General features: G+C 68.5%; 14 protein-coding genes and 1 pseudogene. 5 read left to right on the forward strand and 10 right to left on the reverse strand.

The genetic code is table 11. From position 1 onward, the window contains the following. Positions 1–76 precede the first annotated feature (76 nt). The 4 genes and pseudogenes from AC07XP_RS27405 to AC07XP_RS27420 form a co-directional block, all read right to left on the reverse strand. Complete coding sequence (locus AC07XP_RS27405) at positions 77–1,414, reverse strand: sigma-70 family RNA polymerase sigma factor (protein ID WP_495266449.1); 1,338 nt, start codon at positions 1,412–1,414, stop codon at positions 77–79. A 130-nt stretch (positions 1,415–1,544) separates the two neighbouring features. Next, positions 1,545–2,261, reverse strand: a complete 717-nt coding sequence (locus AC07XP_RS27410; RefSeq protein ID WP_495266450.1) for a DsbA family protein — start codon at positions 2,259–2,261, stop codon at positions 1,545–1,547. Further along, a pseudogene (locus tag AC07XP_RS27415) lies at positions 2,255–3,148 on the reverse strand (MBL fold metallo-hydrolase); the annotation flags it as partial. The pseudogene AC07XP_RS27415 and the gene AC07XP_RS27410, both read right to left, overlap by 7 nt. A 120-nt stretch (positions 3,149–3,268) precedes the next feature. After that, complete coding sequence (locus tag AC07XP_RS27420; RefSeq protein WP_495266451.1) at positions 3,269–4,186, reverse strand: LysR family transcriptional regulator; 918 nt, start codon at positions 4,184–4,186, stop codon at positions 3,269–3,271. A 100-nt stretch (positions 4,187–4,286) separates the two neighbouring features. Here AC07XP_RS27420 and AC07XP_RS27425 point away from each other — a divergent pair, with 100 nt between their 5' ends. Genes AC07XP_RS27425 through AC07XP_RS27435 form a run of 3 tightly spaced genes read left to right on the forward strand, consistent with a single transcriptional unit; the run spans position 4,287 to position 7,474 of the window. Then, the gene (locus AC07XP_RS27425; RefSeq protein ID WP_159277582.1) at positions 4,287–5,234 is read left to right on the forward strand and encodes a hydroxymethylglutaryl-CoA lyase; all 948 of its coding nucleotides are present in this window, start codon (positions 4,287–4,289) and stop codon (positions 5,232–5,234) included. Continuing rightward, positions 5,231–6,430, forward strand: a complete 1,200-nt coding sequence (locus AC07XP_RS27430) for a CaiB/BaiF CoA transferase family protein (protein WP_159272594.1) — start codon at positions 5,231–5,233, stop codon at positions 6,428–6,430. The genes AC07XP_RS27425 and AC07XP_RS27430 overlap by 4 nt, the downstream gene beginning before the upstream one ends. A 39-nt stretch (positions 6,431–6,469) precedes the next feature. Beyond that, a complete protein-coding gene (locus AC07XP_RS27435) occupies positions 6,470–7,474 on the forward strand; it encodes a Bug family tripartite tricarboxylate transporter substrate binding protein (RefSeq protein WP_495266452.1) in 1,005 nt (334 codons plus the stop codon). A 48-nt stretch (positions 7,475–7,522) separates the two neighbouring features. On the opposite strand, the gene AC07XP_RS27440 is transcribed toward AC07XP_RS27435, so the two are convergent. From AC07XP_RS27440 to dnaG, 4 genes are all read right to left on the reverse strand, one after another. Beyond that, positions 7,523–8,650 (reverse strand): HPP family protein, encoded by a 1,128-nt coding sequence (locus AC07XP_RS27440; RefSeq protein WP_159272592.1) that lies wholly within the window; start codon positions 8,648–8,650, stop codon positions 7,523–7,525. Positions 8,651–8,663: 13 nt separating this feature from the next. Continuing rightward, a complete protein-coding gene (locus AC07XP_RS27445) occupies positions 8,664–9,902 on the reverse strand; it encodes a multidrug effflux MFS transporter (protein ID WP_062470580.1) in 1,239 nt (412 codons plus the stop codon). Positions 9,903–10,006: 104 nt separating this feature from the next. Then, complete coding sequence (gene rpoD, locus AC07XP_RS27450; RefSeq protein ID WP_095950669.1) at positions 10,007–12,370, reverse strand: RNA polymerase sigma factor RpoD; 2,364 nt, start codon at positions 12,368–12,370, stop codon at positions 10,007–10,009. A gap of 296 nt (positions 12,371–12,666) precedes the next feature. Next, entirely contained in the window at positions 12,667–14,694 is a 2,028-nt protein-coding gene (gene dnaG / locus AC07XP_RS27455) for a DNA primase (protein ID WP_495266453.1), read from the reverse strand. 74 nt (positions 14,695–14,768) lie between these two features. Here dnaG and AC07XP_RS27460 point away from each other — a divergent pair, with 74 nt between their 5' ends. Continuing rightward, entirely contained in the window at positions 14,769–15,716 is a 948-nt protein-coding gene (locus AC07XP_RS27460) for a YihY/virulence factor BrkB family protein (protein WP_095950671.1), read from the forward strand. Here AC07XP_RS27460 and AC07XP_RS27465 read toward each other — a convergent pair. Both AC07XP_RS27465 and AC07XP_RS27470 read right to left on the reverse strand, forming a co-directional pair. Continuing rightward, entirely contained in the window at positions 15,664–16,422 is a 759-nt protein-coding gene (locus tag AC07XP_RS27465; RefSeq protein ID WP_095950672.1) for a 3-hydroxyacyl-CoA dehydrogenase, read from the reverse strand. The genes AC07XP_RS27460 and AC07XP_RS27465 overlap by 53 nt on opposite strands. Positions 16,423–16,551: 129 nt before the next feature. Then, entirely contained in the window at positions 16,552–17,103 is a 552-nt protein-coding gene (locus AC07XP_RS27470) for a phasin family protein (RefSeq protein ID WP_062470565.1), read from the reverse strand. Positions 17,104–17,287: 184 nt separating this feature from the next. Here AC07XP_RS27470 and AC07XP_RS27475 point away from each other — a divergent pair, with 184 nt between their 5' ends. Further along, positions 17,288–18,214, forward strand: a complete 927-nt coding sequence (locus AC07XP_RS27475) for a histone deacetylase family protein (RefSeq protein ID WP_062470562.1) — start codon at positions 17,288–17,290, stop codon at positions 18,212–18,214. Positions 18,215–18,241: the final 27 nt, after the last annotated feature.

The raw sequence follows: 18,241 nt of genomic DNA on the forward strand, positions 1-18,241 counted from the left end.
GGACTGATACGACCGAGCGAGCGCAATCCCTCATGCAGATTGCAAGAAAGACAAGACAAGCGGGCGGATGCCGGCGTCAGGAGATCGGGCGGCGTTCGATGACCAGGGCGCGTTCCGCCCCGTCGTCTTCGCGCACCCGCACCGGCAGGCTGTTGGGCAGGAGGCGCAGCCAGGTGCCCGCCTCGGCGATGCGCACGCGCCCGAACACCGGGAGTTGCGCGGCCTCGGGCGCCACGCGCAGGGGGCGCGGGCTGTAGCGCGCCAGACGCTCCACCACCTCGCCGAGCGGCTGGTGATGAAAGTCGAGCCAGCCGTCGCGCCACGGGGCCACGGCGCTGTTCACGGCGTTCGCGGCCGGTTGGGCCGCAGACAGCTGCAGCGCCGTGTCGATGAAGGCGCGGTCGCCCGCGCCGAGCACGCGCGCGTCGCCGCTCGCGCTGCGCACCCGCACCTGGCCCGATTCCACCGCGACGCGCACGCCGCCGTCCTGCAGCGCAACCTCGAAGCGCGTGCCCAGCACCGTGATCTCGTGGCCCAGGGCGCTGACGATGAAGGGGCGCGCCTCGTCGCGCGCCACGTCGAAGAAGGCGCTGCCGGCCAGCAGCCGCACGGTGCGGCGCGCGGCGAAGTACTGGACCTCGGCGCGGCTCGCGGCGTCGAGCGTGAGGCGGCTGCCGTCGGGCAGCGCCTGCGCCTGGATGCGACCGATGGCGGTCGCCAGGGTGGCGTTGTAGCCGGGCATCCACTGGCGCCAGGCCTGCCAGAGCGCGGCACTGCCGACGCTGAGGCCGCCCACGCCGAGCAGGGCCGACAGCGCGCGGCGGCGCCCGGTGCGCGCCGGTGCAACCTCGCCGCGCCAGCGGTGCAGCGCGGCCTCGACGCTGTCGAGCGCCCGCATCACCTCGCGCTCCACGGTCTTGATCGACACGCCATGGCGGCGCGCCAGCTCGGCATGGCAGGCGCCGTCGAGCCGGTCGGCCAGGAAGATGTCGCGGCTGCGCGGCGGCAGGGCCCGCAACGCGGCATCCACCGCGTCGAGTGCCTGCCGGTGGGCGACGCCGTCGGCCACGTCCCGTGTGCTGTGGTGGTCGTGTCCCGTCGTCAGCCCGGTGTCGAGGTCGACGGGGGCGGGGCTGAAGCGCTCCGCGCTGCGCTGGCGGCGGCGCAGGTGGTCGATGGCGAGGTTCTCGGCCACGGTGTAGACATAGGCGCGCACGGCGGCCTCGGGCGGGGCGGGGTCGGCGGTGGTGTCGTCCCGCGCTTGCGCACGTTCGGCCAGCCGGACCCACGTGTCATGCGCCAGCTCCCGCGCCTCGTGCGGGCTGCCGGTGCGGCGCGCGATGAAGCGCACCAGTTCCTGGTAGCTGTCCTGGAAGGCTTTCAGCAGCGGGCTGGAGGAGAGTTGGGCGGACATGGGCTGGGGTGTGGCGCGCGAATCGCAGGAGAATTATTGTCGAGAATAGTTCTCATTTGATGGCGGCATACCCGAATCGGCCCCGTTCTGTGGTGAACGGGGCCACCGTCGGCCCGGACCGGCGATGCGGCTAGATCGCGCAGCCGTCGGGGCCGCAGGCTTCCGGCGCAGCTGCAGAAGGCGCCGGCGCCACGAAGGTGGCGAGCTGCGCCTTCCAGTCGTCGGCACGTCCCAGCCACGGCCCGATGTCGATGCGGCCTGCGCTGCCGTCGGCCTGCGCCAGCACGAAGGTCGGGAAGCCCTGGCCGCCCGCGCGCTGCAGCAGGTCGCGGCTCGCGGCGATGTGACGTGCGGTGGCGTCGCCCGTGTGCTGCGCGAAGGCCGCAGCGAAAGCGTCGGCGTTGAAGCCGAGTTCGGCCGCCAGTTCGGCGAGCACGCCAGCCTCCGCGATGCGCCGGCCCTCGACATAGTGGGCCTGCTGCACGCGGTGCGCCATGTCCAGCCCGCCGCCCGCACGCAGCGATTCGGCGGCGAGGATGGCGGTGATCGGCGGTTCGGAGTCCATCACCGCGCCGGTGTCGCGCAGCAGGCCTTCGAAGTAGGCCTCGCCGAACGGCTGGCCCGTGAGTTCGGCGATGCGACGGTCGTGCGGGATCACGTAGTCGCGCCACTGCGGCGTGATGGGGCGGCGGTTGGCGCCGGTCATCATGCCGCCGGCGTGCAGCTCGACGCGCAGGCCCGGCACGGTGCGCGCGGCCTCGACCAGCGGCGCGGCGGCGTAGCACCAGCCGCACAGCGGATCGAAGATGCAGTGCAGCGTGGCGCTGTTGTTGGTTACTGGGGCCACTTCATTTCTCCCTTGATGACCTTGGCGCCCAGTTCGAGCGACGAGGCGTCCTCGAGCTTCGGATAGCGCTGCTTCATGGCGGCGATCAGCGCAGCCGAGTCCTTGGCCTTCGTTGCTTCGGTTTCGAAGGCCTTCAGGTAGTCGCGCGTGAACTTCACCGAAGCCACGGTGTAGGGCGCCGAGCCATCGGCGTTCGGCAGGTAATGGCCAGGCACGACGGTCTTGGGGTGCAGCGCGGCGATGCGGTCGAGGGTCTTGAGCCAGTCGCGGCGCGACTGCACCGTCTGCGTGTCGGCCACCCAGACGTGGATGTTGGCCGACACCGGAATGCCGCCGACCACCGCCTTCAGCGAGGGAATCCACGCGAACGTGCGCGCGGGCGAGGGGCCGTCCAGGCCGACGACCTGGATCTTCTTGCCTTCGAGCGTGAGGCTGTCGCCGGCCAGCGGCTCGGGCACGACCAGCGCCTGGGGCGCGTTGTCCTTGAGGATCGGGCCCCAGTGCGCGAGCTTGCCGTCCTTGGAGGCCTGGATGGCGGCGACGGTCTGCGGCGTGGCGACGATCTTGGCGTCGGGGAAGGCGGCGCGGATCACGTCCAGGCCGAAGTAGTAGTCGGGGTCGCTGTGGCTGATGTAGACCGTGGTCAGCTTCTTGCCGCTGTCCTTGATCTTCTGCACCAGCGCCTGCGCGTCGTTGCGCTGGAACTGGGCGTCGACCAGCACGGCGTCGGTGGCGCCGGCGACCAGCACCGACGACACGGGGAACATCGACTTTGTGCCGGGGTTGTAGACGTCGATCTTGAGCGGCTGGGCGGCCTGGGCGGCGAGCGGCGCGAGGGCGAATGCGGCGGACAGGGCGGCGGCGGCAACGAGGGTTCTGCGGAACATGGCGGTGTCTTTCGGTCGGTTGAGTTGAGGGTGACAGCGTGAACAGACCGGATGTTAGGTTGCGTGAAACGAAACAAAAATCACCGCCAGCACAATGAATCGTTTCTGATATCGGACGAATCAGGTGGCTTCCGAGCGGTCCGTGGCGCAGCGCCCGAGGTGCGCGACCAGCAGCTGCGCCGAGGGCGACAGCGCCGCCTCGCTGCGAAAGCAGATCGCGAAGCGCCGGCGCGCCCAGTCGTCGGTGAGTGGCATCAGCCGCAGTCCGAAGGCCTCGGTGAACGGCCGGGCGACCTCCGCCGGCACCACGCTGATGGCCAGCCCGGCGCGCACCACGCGCAGCGCCGCATCGAAGTTGGACACCAGCACGCGGTACACGAGCGGCTTGCCGGCCACGGCCGCTTCGCGCGCGAGCATCAGCTGCACGGCGCTGAGCGCGGGCATGCCGACGAATTCGTGGTCGAGCACCTGCTCGAAGCGCACCGCGTCGTGGCGGGCCACGGGGTGCGACGGGTGGGCCACGATGGCGAGGTGGTCGGAGCGGTAGTCGCGCCGCTCCAGGCCGTCGAGGTCGGCCGCGTCCCAGCACAGGCCGATGGACGCGATGCCCTCGCGGATGCCGCGCACGATCTCGGGGCTCACGCGCTCTTCCATGTCGACGCGGATGTTGCGGTGCGCCGGGTCTTGCAGAAAGCCCGCCACGTCCTCGGCCAGCGACTCGGCCATGACCGAGGCCGACGCCAGGATGCGCACGTGCCCGCGCGCGCCGCCCGCGTAGGCGGCCATGTCGCGCTCGATGCGGGTGGCGCTGCCGAGCATGGCGCGCGCGTGTTCGAGCAGCGTTTCGCCGGCCGGCGTGGGCACGACGCCGCGGCGCTTGCGCAGCAGCAGCGGCGTGCCGACCGTGTCTTCGAGCTGGGCCAGGCGCTTGCTGATCGCCGAGCCGACGATGTTGGCCTGCTCGCCCGCGCGCGCGATGCTGCGGCTGTCGCAGACGGCGACGAACAGGCGCAGGGTGGTCAGGTCGAGGTCTCTCATGAAGTTCCAATCGGGAAGCAAACGGCTTCCAAAATATACCTTCAGGACTGAATCGGAACTTCTACGATCGGCGTCATTCCCTCACGACGGAGACACGCTCTTGATTCACGCCTTCCTGCCGCCGCGCGCGGTCGTCCGCGAAGTGGGCCTGCGCGACGGCCTGCAAAGCATTGCCCGCGTGCTGCCCACGGCACGCAAGCTCGAATGGATCCGCGACGCGCACGCGGCCGGCCAGCGCGAGATCGAGGTCGGCTCGTTCGTGCCGGCGCACCTGCTGCCGCAGCTGGCCGACACGGCCGAGCTGCTGGCGTATGCGAAGACGCTGCCGGGGCTCTTTGCCTCGGTGCTGGTGCCCAACCTGAAGGGCGCCGAGCGCGCCATCGCGGGCGAGGCCGACCTGATGATGGTGCCGCTGTCGGCCAGCCACGCGCACAGCCTGGCCAACCTGCGCAAGACGCCCGACGAGGTGGTGGCCGAGGTCGGCCGCATCCGCGCGGCGCGCGACGCGGCGGGCTCGAAGACGCTGATCGACGGCGGCGTGGGCACGGCCTTCGGCTGCACGCTGCAGGGCCATGTCGACCCCGACGAGGTGCTGCGCCTGATGCAGGCGCTGCTCGACGCCGGCGCCGACCGCGTGAGCCTGGCCGACACGGTGGGCTACGCCGATCCGGCCATGGTGCGCAGCCTGTTCGAGCGCGCATTGCGCATCGCGGGCGACCGCCTGTGGTGCGGGCATTTCCACGACACGCGCGGGCTGGGCCTGGCCAATGTCTACGCCGCGCTGGAGGTCGGCATCACGCGCTTCGACGCCTGCCTGGCCGGCATCGGCGGCTGTCCGCATGCGCCGGGCGCGAGTGGCAACGTCGACACCGAAGACCTGGTCTTCATGCTTGAGAGCATGGGCGTGCAGACGGGTGTCGATCTGCCGAAGCTGCTCGATCTGAGGAAGCGCGTGGCCGGCTGGCTCGACGGCGAGACACTGCAGGGCACGGTGTGGCGCGCGGGCTTTCCGAAGACCTTTGCGCTGGCGGAAGGCGTCGCCGCATGAGCACCGAAGCCAAACGCCTGCCGCTCGCGGGCATCCGCGTGGTCGAGTTCACGCACATGGTCATGGGGCCGACCTGCGGCATGGTGCTGGCCGACCTGGGCGCGGAAGTCATCAAGGTCGAGCCCATCGACGGCGATCGCACGCGGCACCTGCTGGGCGCGGGGGCGGGCTTCTTCCCGATGTTCAACCGCAACAAGAAGAGCATCGCGCTCGACCTGCGCCATCCGCAGGGGCTCGAGGCCGCGTTGCGCCTGTGCGCCACGGCCGACGTGGTGGCGCAGAACTTCCGCCCCGGCACGATGGACAAGTACGGCCTGGGCTATGCCGCGCTGGGCAAGCTCAATCCGCGCCTCGTGTACGTGAACCACACGGGCTTTCTGCCCGGCCCGTACGAGCACCGCACCGCGCTGGATGAGGTGGTGCAGATGATGGGCGGCCTGGCCTACATGACGGGGCGCCCCGGCGATCCGCTGCGCGCGGGAACGAGCGTGAACGACATCATGGGTGGCATGTTCGGCGCCATCGGCGCCATCGCCGCGCTGATGCAGCGCGCCGAAACCGGCCGGGGGCAGGAAGTGCAGTCGGCGCTGTTCGAGAACAACGTGTTCCTGGTCGGCCAGCACATGCTGCAGTACGCCATCACGGGGCAGGCGGCCGCGCCGATGCCCGAGCGCATCTCGGCCTGGGCGCTGTACGACGTGTTCACCGTGAAGGACGGTGAGCAGATTTTCCTGGCGGCCGTGAGCGACGCGCAATGGAAGACCTTCTGCGACGCGCTGGGCTTCGACGACCTGAAGGCCGACGCCACGCTGCAGACCAACAACGACCGCGTGCGCCTGCGCCCGACCTTGCTGGCCGCGTTGCGCACGCGTCTGGCCGACCGTTCGGCCGCCGAGCTGTCGGCGATCTTCGAGGCGCGGGGCCTGCCGTTCGCGCCGATCACGCGGCCCGAAGACCTGTATGCCGATCCGCACCTGCAGGCCACCGGCGGCCTCGCCGACATCCGCCTGCCCGACGGCGAGCGGGCCGGCGAGATGGCGCAGACCACGCTGTTCCCGATCACGCTCGGCGGCGAGCGGCTGGGCGTGCGCCTGCATCCGCCGACGCTGGGCGAGCACACGCGCGCGCTGCTGGCCGAGCTGGGCTACGCGCACGAACAGGTCGAGGCGCTGCATGCCGAAGCGGCCGTGGCCTGATCCTTCAAGCACCGACAAAGACAAAGAGAGACAAGACCCATGAGCCCGATGCCTTTTTCTTCTTCATCTTCTTCATTCAACCGCCGCGCGCTGCTCGGCCTGGGGGCGTCGGCGGTCGTGCTGTCGGCCGCCCGCCCGGTGTTCGCGCAGGGCGGCGACAAGCCCGTGCGCTTCATCCTGCCGATCAGCGCGGGCTCGGGCGTGGACGCCATCGCGCGCGCCGCCTCGGTTGCGCTCGGCAAGGCGCTGGGCCAGCCGGTGGTGATCGAGAACCTGCCGGGCGCCGGCGGCATCACCGGCACCTCGGCCGTGATCAAGGCGCCGCCCGACGGGTTCACGCTCGGCATGGTGTCGAACAACCACGTGATCAACCCGAGCGTGTTCAAGAAGATGCCCTTCGACGCCATCGCCGACATCACGCCCATCAGCGTGGTGGGCGCGACGCCACTGGTGCTGGCCGTGAATCCGAAGCTGCCGGCCAAGAACGTGAAGGAGCTGGTGGCGTTGCTGCGCGCGAAACCCGAGGGCTACAACTACGCCTCGTCGGGCAACGGCACCATCATCCACCTCGCGGGCGAGATGTTCATGGACGAGGCCGGCGTGAAGGCGCGGCACATTCCGTACAAGGGCACCGGGCCGATGGTGACCGACATGATCGCGGGGCAGGTCGAGATGGGCGTGGTCGCGTTGCCGGCGGTGCAGCCGCACCTGAAGAGCGGCGCGCTGCGCGCCATCGGCCTGTGCGGCCCGGCGCGTTCGCCGGCCGCGCCCGAGATTGCGACGATCGCGGAGCAGGGGCTGCCGAACTACGCGGTCGAAGGCTGGTTCGCGGTGATCGGCCCGCCGAAGATGCAGCCGGCCGACGTCAAGCGCGTGCACGAGGCCATCGTGGCCGCCTTTGCCGCGCCCGAGGTGCGCGAGGCGATGGACAAGCAGGGCAACATCGTCAAGCCCACGTCGCCCGAGCAGGCGGCGAGCTACTTCCGCAGCGAGGCCGCGCGCTATGCGGCGCTGGTGAAGAAGGCGAACGTGGTGCTGGAGTGAAGTCTTGCGCCTTCCCCTTCGGCAGAGGGGGAAGGCGAGGTGCGGGCGCTACGCCGGGCTCACCGCGCGGTACAGCGCCCGCACGAAATCCGACTGCGTGATCATCCCCGTCAGCCGCTTCTCTTCATCGATGATCGGAATGTGGTGGTGCCCGCCTTCGGAGAACAGCGGCACCAGCTCGACCACCGGCCGGTCGGCGCTGGCCACGCGCACCTGGCGCGTCATGATCTGGCCGACCACCTCGGGCTTGTTCGACATCACCGTGCGCGTGGCGCGGATCAGGTCGCGCAGCCGGCCGGCGATGCCGTCGTGGTGCTGCAGGTCGAGCTGGCGGAAGAAGTCGGCCTGCGTGACGATGCCGACCACGCGGCGCGTGCGGTCGGTCACCGGCAGCGCCTTGATGCGGTGCTGGTGCATCAGCGTCCAGGCCTCCTGCAGCGGCGTGCCGAACTCCACCGAGATCGGCGTGCGCGACATGATGTCGGCGCAGTGCAGCGTGCCCAGGCGGCGCTTGTACGACTCGAGCTCGGTCTGCTGGATGAGCGACTCGAGGTCGTCGCGGCTGATGTCGAGCACCTGGTTGTAGCGCGCCAGCACGGCGTCGATGTCGGCCTGGCTGAAGCGCGCATCGGGCGAGGGCGGGCGCGCCACCTGCACGTGCGGATAGCGCCGCCCCGTGAGCGTGTTGTAGGCCACGCCGGCCAGCACCAGCAACAGCGAGTTCACGAGCACCGGGAACAGCGCCGCCGAAAAATCGGTGGTGTGCGTGAGCACCGCCAGCAGCGCCGCCGCGCCGCCGGGCGGGTGCAGGCAGCGCGTGAAGAACATCAGGCCGATGGCCAGCGCCACGGCCACGGCGGCGGCCACGGCGGTGTCGGGAATCCAGCTGGCGCAGGCGATGCCCACCAGCGTCGACAGCGTGTTGCCGCCGATCACCGACCAGGGCTGCGCCAACGGGCTGGCGGGCACGGCGAACACCAGCACGGCGGTGGCGCCCATCGGCGCGACCAGCCACACCGCATGCTCCAGCGGCACGGCCAGCCAGCGGCACAGCAGGCCGGTGATCAACAGCCCGATGCCTGCGCCGCCCACGGCGCGCAGGCGCTCGCGCGCGTTGACGTTGGAAGGGCCCGGGAGCCAGGCGCGCAGATAGGTCCACAGTGCGGCGAATCGCATCCCCCCGTCCCCCTCAGGCTTCTTCGTGTGCCACCCGACGCCCGATGTCGGGCCAGCGGTGGTGCAGCCAGACCCAGGCGACCAGCCCGATCGTGAGCATCAGCGCGGAGGTGAGGGCCAGTGCCAGCGTGGAGTGCATCACCAGCGGTGCCACCGCGCCGGCCACGACGCCGTTGGCGGTGGAGCCGATCACGGCTTGCAATGACGAGGCCATGCCGCGGCGCTCGGGGTGCAGGTCGAGCACGAGCAGCGTGACCACCGGCACCATCAGCGCCCAGCCGAAGGCGAACACCGCCAGCGGCCACACGGCCCAGGCCACATGCGCCTGGAAGAAGATGTTGGCCACCACGTTGACCACCGAGGTGACCATCATGATCAGGAAGCCGTCACGGATCTGCCGCTTGGGCGCCACCTTGCCGGCCATGCGGCCGCTGGCGCGCGCGCCGAGCATGATGCCGCCGATGGTCAGCAGGAAGAACCAGAAGAACTGCTGCGGCTGCAGCGCCAGGTGGTCGCCCAGGAAAGCCGGCGCGGCCAGCACGTAGAGAAACATGCCGTTGAAGGGCACGCCGCTCGCGAAGGCCAGCAGGAGAAAGCGCGGGTCGGAGCACAGGTCGCGGTAGCCGCGCATCAGGTGGCGCACCTGGAAGGGCTGGCGGTGGTCCTTGTGCAGCGTCTCGGGCAGCAGCTTGTAGTTGGCGACGAACAGCACCACGCCGACGGCCACGAGGAACCAGAAGATCGAGTGCCAGCCCGCGTGCACGAACAGGAAGCCGCCCACGATGGGTGCGATGGCCGGGGCCACGCCGAAGTAGATCGTGACCTGGCTCATGACCCGCTGCGCCTCGGCCGGCGGGAACATGTCTCGGATGACGGCGCGCGACACCACGATGCCGGCACCGGTCGACAGGCCCTGCAGGCCGCGGAACAGCACCAGCTGCGTGATGTTCTGCGACAGCGCGCAACCCAGCGAGGCCAGCGTGAACACTGCCAGCCCCCACAGCACCACGGGGCGGCGGCCGAAGCTGTCCGACAGCGCGCCGTGGAACAGGTTCATGAAGGCGAAGCCGAACAGGTAGGCCGACAGCGTCTGCTGCATCTCGGCCGGCGTGGCGCCGATCGATTTCGCAATGCCCGAGAAAGCCGGGATGTAGGTGTCGATGGAGAAGGGCCCGAGCATGCCCAGCACGGCGAGCAGCACGGCAAGCGCCCAGCGCGGGGCCTGCCAGAGTTTGTCTGCGTCGGGATTCATGGAAAGGCGGCTCCGTTGTACTTGTCGTGTGTCGGTGGAAAAACGAGAACGCCCGCCGCCCGGGTGAGGGGCAAGGCGGGCGCTTGGGCTTCAGCGAACCTGGATTACAGGGTGTCGATGAAGCTGCGCAGCTTGTCGGAACGCGACGGGTGCTTCAGCTTGCGCAGCGCCTTGGCTTCGATCTGGCGGATGCGCTCGCGGGTCACGTCGAACTGCTTGCCGACTTCTTCCAGCGTGTGGTCGGTCGACATTTCGATGCCGAAGCGCATGCGCAGCACCTTGGCTTCGCGCGGCGTGAGGGAGTCGAGGATGTCCTTGACCACGTCGCGCAGGCCAGCTTGCATGGCGGCCTCGATGGGGGCCGTGTTGCTGCTGTCCTCGATGAAGTCGCCCAGGTGCGAATCGTCGTCGTCGCCGATGGGGGTTTCCATCGAGATCGGCTCTTTCGCGATCTTCATGATCTTGCGGATCTTGTCTTCCGGGATCTCCATCTTGGCGGCCAGGATGCCGGCGTCGGGCTCGAAGCCGAACTCCTGCAAGTGCTGGCGCGAGATGCGGTTCATCTTGTTGATCGTCTCGATCATGTGCACCGGGATGCGGATGGTGCGCGCCTGGTCGGCGATCGAGCGGGTGATGGCCTGGCGGATCCACCACGTCGCGTAGGTCGAGAACTTGTAGCCGCGACGGTATTCGAACTTGTCGACCGCCTTCATCAGGCCGATGTTGCCTTCCTGGATCAGGTCCAGGAACTGCAGGCCGCGGTTGGTGTACTTCTTGGCGATGGAGATCACGAGGCGCAGGTTGGCCTCGATCATTTCCTTCTTGGCATCGCGCGAGGACGATTCGCCCTCGTTCATGCGCTTGTTGATGTCCTTGAGCTCGGTCAGCGGCACCACCACGCGCGACTGGATGTCGGTGAGCTTCTGCTGCAGTTCCTGCACCGGCGGGATGTTGCGCGCGAGCACGGCGCTCCAGGGCTTGCCGGCCGCGGCCTGCTTCTCGACCCACTTGAGGTTCAGCAGGTTGGAGGCGATGCGGTTGCCGTTCTTGTCGAAGCCGCTGAAGTCGCGGATGAACTCGTCCTGCGGGAAGCCGCACTTGTCCACGATGATGCGGCGCAGTTCGCGTTCCTTCTTGCGCACGTCGTCCACCTGCGTGCGCACCAGGTCGCACAGCTTCTCGATGGTCTTGGCCGTGAAGCGGATGGTCATCAGCTCGTCGGACACGGCCTGCTGGGCCTTGGTGTACGCGGGCGTGCCGTAGCCTTCCTTCTCGTAGATCTTGTGGATCTTCTCGAACATCTCGGCGATGCGGTCGAAGCGCGAGAGGGCTTCGTTCTTGAGTTCTTCGAGCTTCTTGGTCAGGGCCTTGGAGCCGCCCTTGCCGTCGTCGTCGTCTTCCTCGTCGAATTCGTCGAAGTCTTCTTCGGCCACGTAGTCGTCGGCCTCGTTCGGGTTCGAGAAGCCGTCCACGATGGTCGAGATGACGACCTTGCCTTCACGGATGGTCGCGGCCATTTCGAGGATCGCGGCGATGGTGGCGGGGGAGGCCGAAATGGCTTCCATCATGGCCATCAGGCCGCCTTCGATGCGCTTGGCGATTTCGATTTCGCCTTCGCGCGTCAGCAGCTCGACCGTGCCCATTTCGCGCATGTACATGCGCACGGGGTCGGTGGTGCGGCCGAATTCGCTGTCCACCGTGGACAGAGCCGCTTCGGCTTCTTCCTCGGCTTCTTCCACTGTGGTGGCGGTGGGCGCGGTGTTGTTCAGCAGCAGGGTTTCGGCGTCGGGCGTCTGCTCGTACACCGCCACACCCATGTCGTTGAGCATGGTGACCACGACTTCCATGGTCTCGGCGTCGACCAGCTTGTCGGGCAAGTGGTCGGAGATTTCGCCGTGCGTGAGATAGCCGCGGGTCTTGCCCAGCGTGATCAGGGTCTTCAGGCGCGAGCGGCGCTTGGCCAGGTCTTCTTCGGAGAGCACGGTCTCGTCGAGGCCGAACTCCTTCATCAAGGCGCGTTCCTTCGCCTTGCTGATCTTCATGCGCAGCGGCTTGACCTTCTCTTCGGTGGTCGCGACGGCCGCGGGCTCGTCACCGGCCAGGTCTTCCTCGATGTCCGACAGGTCGATGTCGCTCTCGCCGGCTTCCTTGGCGGCCTTGGGCTTGCGCCCGCGCTTGGCGCCGGTGGCGGGCGCGGCGGCAGCGCCGGCGGCCTTGGGCGGACGGCCAACTTTCTTGGCGGCGGGGGCAGCCGTGGCAGTGGCCGCGGCTTTTTTTGGATCGTCGAGAGAGGTCGATTTCGTGGGCACGGTTTTCACTTTCGTTGCGGCTGCCGTTTTGGACGCGGCGGCAGCCGTCTTGGTTGCCGGTTTGGCACCGGCTTTCAGCGGTTTCTCTGCTGCGGGCTTGGTGGCAGCGCTCTTGGCGCTTTTGGCAAGTGAAGGAGCAGGCTTCTTTGAACTGGGCATACGACCTCGTTACGACAAGAAAAGACAAGCGGGATCACAGGCGCGCTGCCACGCGGACAGCACCACCATGCCCGTGCACAGGCACGGACAAAACAATTGGGAAACGAGGAATTAATTCCTCACCAGGCAAGATGTCGGGCGAACATTTGGTGTGCAGTCCTTGCGGTTATTGACCCTTTCCGCCGGAATTTACCGTTGGAGTGCGTTGCGCTAGGGGTCGGCCCGGAGGTGCTGCTGTCGCTCTTGCCTAATTTCGCCAGTTGCGAAGCCCTACATTATAGCCTGTTGCGCAAATTTCAAGCAGTATCTGTCCCCGACGCGCGAATGCGGTCTCGCAATTCGAGCCGGCGGGCTTCCAGCGCCTTGTAGCGCTCCAGGGCTTTCGGGTCTTTTCCAACCGAAGCGATGGCCTCGCTCTGCTGGGCCTTCAGGCGGTCGTCGAGCATGAAGTCGAGCACGCTCCCCAGCTCCTTGGCGGCCTCGGCCAGGTGCTGTTCTTCCTCGCCCTCGGGCACCGGCCCGGCTTCGGAAACGCTCATGAGGCGCTCGGCCAGTGGCGCGAAATCGAGCCCGCGCAGGCCTTCGCGCAGCGCCGCCCAGGGCTGCACGCCGTGCTCGTGCAGCTGGCTGTCCAGCCAGGTGAAGAGGGCGCCGTGCTCGCCCGGCAGGTCGCACAGCATCACGTGCAGCTCGTGCGACAGCGCCTCCCACTGCGCCATGTTCGACAGCACCAGCCGCACCGCCACGTCGGGCCGGCTCGGCGGCTTGCCGCGTCCGCGCAGCGGCTCGATGGGCTCCTCGAACTTGCCGCCCCAGCGCTTGCCCTTGGTGAACTTGCGCGGCTGGAACTTGGGCTTGCTCTCGTTTTCGTAGCGCGGCGGCTCGTAGTCCGGCGTCGGCGGCAGGTCCGGGTAGTAGTCACCGGGGTCGTTGCCGTAGTGGTCGGGCTCGCTGTGGCGCTGCGGGGCCTGGGACGGCGCACCGGCGCCCTTGCGCGGGCCGGGCGCGGCGGTGGCCCACAGGTCGGACAGCGCCGCGGCGTCGAGCTGCACCAGCGTGGCGATCTCGCTGAGCAGCTGCCGCTTGAGGGCGCCGTCGGGCATCGCACTCCAGAGCGGGCGCACGTTGCTGGTCATGTGGGCGCGGCCCTCGGCGGAACTCAGGTCGCAGCCTTCGCGGGCGGCCTCGAGCATGAAGCGCGACAGCGGCGTGGCCTCGGCCACGAAGCCCGCGAAGGCCTCGGCGCCGTGCGCGCGGATGTAGCTGTCGGGGTCGTGCTCGGCCGGCAGGAACAGGAACTTGATGCTGCGCGTGTCGGTGGCGTAGGGCAGGGCGCCGTCGAGCGCCTTGCGCGCGGCGCGCCGGCCTGCGGCGTCGCCGTCGAAGCTGAACACCACCGACTCGGTGAAGCGAAAGAGCTTTTGCACATGCTCGGTGGTGCAGGCCGTGCCCAGCGTGGCCACCGCGTTCGGAAAGCCGAGCTGGGCCAGCGCCACCACGTCCATGTAGCCCTCGGTGACGAGCGCGTAGCCGCGGTCGCGGAAGGCGGCGCGCGCCTCGTACAGGCCGTAGAGCTCGCGGCCCTTGCTGAAGACGGGCGTCTCGGGCGAGTTCAGGTACTTGGGCTTTTCGTCGCCGAGCACGCGCCCGCCGAAGCCGATGCACTCGCCCTTGACGTTGCGGATCGGGAACATCACGCGGTCGCGGAAACGGTCGTAGCGCTTGGCTTCCTCGTCGCTGAGCTTGCCTTCCTCGTTGTTGACGATCACCAGCCCGCTCTCGGCGAGCAGCGGATCGTCGTAGTCGGGGAACACGCTGGCCAGCGCGCGCCAGCCGGCCGGCGCGTAGCCGATGCCGAATTGCTTGGCGATCTCGCCCGACACGCCGCGGCCCTTGAGGTAGTCGATGGCGCCGGGCGCCTGGCGCAGCGCCTTGCGGTAGGCGTCGCCGGCTTTCTCGAGCACGTCGGTCAGCGTGGCCTGCTTCTGGCGCTGGCTGGCGGCGCGGGCGCGTTCGGCCGGCGAGACGTCGTCCTCGGGCACCTGCAGGCCGTACTGGCCGGCCAGGTCGTGCACGGCCTCGACGAAGCCCATGCCCGCATGCTCCATGAGGAAGCCGATGGCGTTGCCGTGCACGCCGCAACCGAAGCAGTGATAGAACTGCTTGGTCGGGCTGACCGAGAACGAGGGCGACTTCTCGCCGTGGAAGGGGCACAGCCCCATGAAATTGGCGCCGGCCTTCTTGAGCTGGACGTAGCGGCCGACGATTTCGACCACATCGGCGCGCGCGATGAGTTCCTGGATGAATGAAGCGGGGATGGTCATGGCTGCGGGGAGCGGCAAATCATACGCAAGCGCACGGGCGGCATACTGAACCCCGCCGCAAACCCACATCACGCATGAAGACGCCACTGCCTTTGCAACACGCCGCGCCGCTGCTGCGCCATCCGCTGCGCTTCGTCTGGGGCGCGCTCAAGGACTTTCGCGCCAACCAGGGCCTGCTGCTGGCGGGGGCGGTGGCGTACTACGCGCTGCTGTCCATCGTGCCGCTCCTGATTGTGAGCGTGATGGCGCTGTCGCACGTGATCGATCAGGCCGAGCTGCTGCGCACCATCGGGCGTTATCTCGAATGGCTGCTGCCGGGGCAGTCGAAAGCGATCGTGGCCGAGCTGTCGAGCTTCCTGGACCACCGCTCGGTGCTCGGGCCGGTGCTGCTGGTGACGATGATCTTCTTCAGCTCGCTGGCGTTCAGCGTGCTCGAAAGCGCGATGGCGGTGATCTTTCACCACCGCAAGGACGATCACAAGCGCCACTTCCTGGTGTCGGTGGCGATGCCGTACCTCTACATCCTGAGCCTGTGCGCGGGGCTGCTGCTGGTCACGCTGGTGTCGGGGGCGCTGCAGCTGGTGGGGCAGGAAAGCGTCGACCTGCTGGGGCGCAGCTGGTCGCTGTCGGGCATTTCGGGCCTGCTGCTGTACCTGCTGGGGCTGGGCGGCGAGATCTTCATGCTGACCTCGCTCTACCTCGTGATGCCGGCCGGGCGCATGTCGCTGCGGCATGCGCTGCTGGGCGGCGTCACGGCCGCGCTGCTGTGGGAGGCCACGCGGCGCGTGCTGATCTGGTACTTTTCGACGCTGTCGCAGGTGAACATCGTCTACGGCTCGCTCACCACGGCGATTGTGGTGCTGCTGAGCCTGGAAATCGCCGCCATGCTGGTGCTGCTCGGGGCCCAGGTGATCGCGAACTACGAGCGCCTGGACCGCACCGGCAGCACAAAGCTGCCGGCGTCCGAGATCAGCGAGGGGCCAATCGAATCGCTCCGTCCAGACGAATCACCTCGCCGTTGAGCATGTCGTTCTCGATGATGTGCTTGGCCAGCTTGGCGTAGTCCTCGGGCGTGCCCAGGCGCGAGGGGAAGGGCACGCTGGCGGCCAGTGCGTCCTGCACTTCCTGCGGCATGCCGAACAGCATGGGCGTGCCGAAGATGCCGGGGGCGATGGTCATGTTGCGGATGCCGCTGCGCGCGAGGTCGCGGGCGATGGGCAGGGTCATGCCGACCACGCCGCCCTTCGAGGCGCTATAGGCGGCCTGGCCGATCTGGCCGTCATAGGCCGCGACCGAGGCCGTCGAGATCAGCACGCCGCGTTCGCCGGTGGCTTCGGGCTCGTTCTTGCCCATGGCGTCGGCCGCCAGGCGGATCATGTTGAAGCTGCCGATCAGGTTGACCGTGACGGTCTTGCTGAACACGGCCAGCGCGTGCGGGCCGTTCTTGCCCACGGTCTTCTCGGCCGGTGCGATGCCGGCGCAGTTGACCAGGCCCATCAGCTTGCCGAGCTTGACGGCGGCAGCCACCACGGCTTGGCCGTCGGCTTCCTGGCTCACGTCGCACTTGACGAACACGCCACCGATCTCGCGGGCGACGGCTTCGCCCTTGTCAGCCTGCATGTCGGCGATCACCACCTTGGCGCCGTTGGCGGCCAGCATGCGCGCCGTGCCTTCGCCGAGGCCCGAAGCGCCACCGGTCACGATAAAAACTTTGCCGTCGATCTGCATTGAGAGTCTCCTGAAATGAGACCCGCATTATCGAAGACGGCCGCCGGCCAAAAAAAAGGCCTCATCCGAAGATGAGGCCCTGAATTGGATCCGTGAGGACCCAAGGAGACAACTGGTGGTGGTCGGTGCTTAGCGCTTGCGCGAAGCGGTGGCCGTCTTGGCAGCGGCGACGGCTTGGGTCGACACGGCGTTGAAGTTGGCTTCGGCGACGTCCGACGCTTGCTTGACGGCCTTCTGGACCGATTCGAAAGCGTTGTTGGCGGCGGCCACGGCGCTCTTCAGCACGGCGACGGCGGTTTCCGAACCGGCGGGGGCGTTCTTCGAAGCGCTGTCGACGAGGCCGACGAAGGCTTGCTGGGCTTCAGCGGCCTTGGCTTCGAAAGCCTTCGAGAATTCGGCGCTGGTGCCTTGGGCGATGTCGTACAGGTGACGGCTGTAGGCAGCGGTCTTTTCGGCCAGGGGCTGGAACAGGCTGGCTTGCAGCGTCAGCAGCTCTTGGGCGTCCTTGACGCTCAGGGCAGCCTGGGCGGTGCTCTGGGCTTCGGTCAGGGCGGCCTTGGAAGCGGTCACGTTCAGTTCGACCAGCTTTTCAACGCCTTCGAAAGCCTTGGTGGTCAGGCCGAACAGGGTTTCGAGGTTGGCTTTTTGGGCGGCGAGGATTTGGTCAGCGGTCAGGGCCATTTGAGATCTCCAGAAAGGATGATGGGGTGGTCGATTCACGTTGCGCTGCGCCTCGTCGTCTATGTTGCGGTGCAGCATGGCCTCAAGTATAGGCAGCTGAACGCGGCGATCAAGTGGTTTTTGCTGCTCTGCAGCAATTTAGAAGCGGCCTTCTAAATCCGGCCTGCGCGGCCAGAATGCGGCCATGCGTGCTTTCTATTCCGGGCAGTTCGTCCTGCCCCTGCCGCCGGGCCACCGCTTTCCCATGTCGCGCTACGCGATGCTGCGCGATCGCCTGCAGGAGCAGCTGCCGGCCGTCGAGATGGACCCGGCCCCGCGCGCCACCGACGACGAGCTGGCGCTGGCCCACACCCCCGAATGGATCGCCGCCGTCAGCGAAGGCCGCGTGAGCCCGCAGGCCATGCGCGAGATCGGCTTTCCGTGGAGCGAGGCGATGGTCGAGCGCTCGCGCCGTTCCACCGGCGCCACCATCGCCGCCTGCCGGGCGGCCTTCGCGGGCGGCGTGGCAGCCAACATGGCCGGCGGCACGCACCACGCCTACGCCGACAAGGGCAGCGGCTTCTGCGTCTTCAACGACGCGGCGGTGGCTGCGCGGCTGATGCAGGTCGAGCAGGCCCGCGCCGGCCGGCTGCTCAGGGTGGCCATGATCGACCTCGATGTGCACCAGGGCAACGGCACCGCCCGCATCTTCCAGGGCGACCCGAGCGTGTTCACGCTGTCGGTGCACGGCCAGAAGAACTTCCCGTTCCGCAAGGAGGCGAGCGACCTCGACGTGGAACTGCCCGACGGCTGCGGCGACGTCGACTACCTCGCGGCGCTGGAGCACGCGCTCGACGAGCTCGACCGCCGCTTCTCGCCCGGCCTCGTGATCTACCTGGCCGGCGCCGACCCCTTCGAGCGCGACCGGCTCGGCCGCCTCAAGCTGAGCTTCGACGGGCTGGAGGCGCGCGACCGCCGCGTGTTCGACTGGACCTGGCAGCGCCGCATCCCCACGGCCTTCGCGATGGCCGGCGGCTACGCCAGCGACATCGCCGAGACGGTGCAGGTGCAGCTGGGCACCTTCCGGGTGGCGCTCGATTACTGGCGCCGCTGGCAAAATGCCGCGCGATGAGCGCCCCCACCACACCCGCACCCACCC

Source organism: Variovorax sp. GW531-E2 (genome assembly GCF_059423125.1).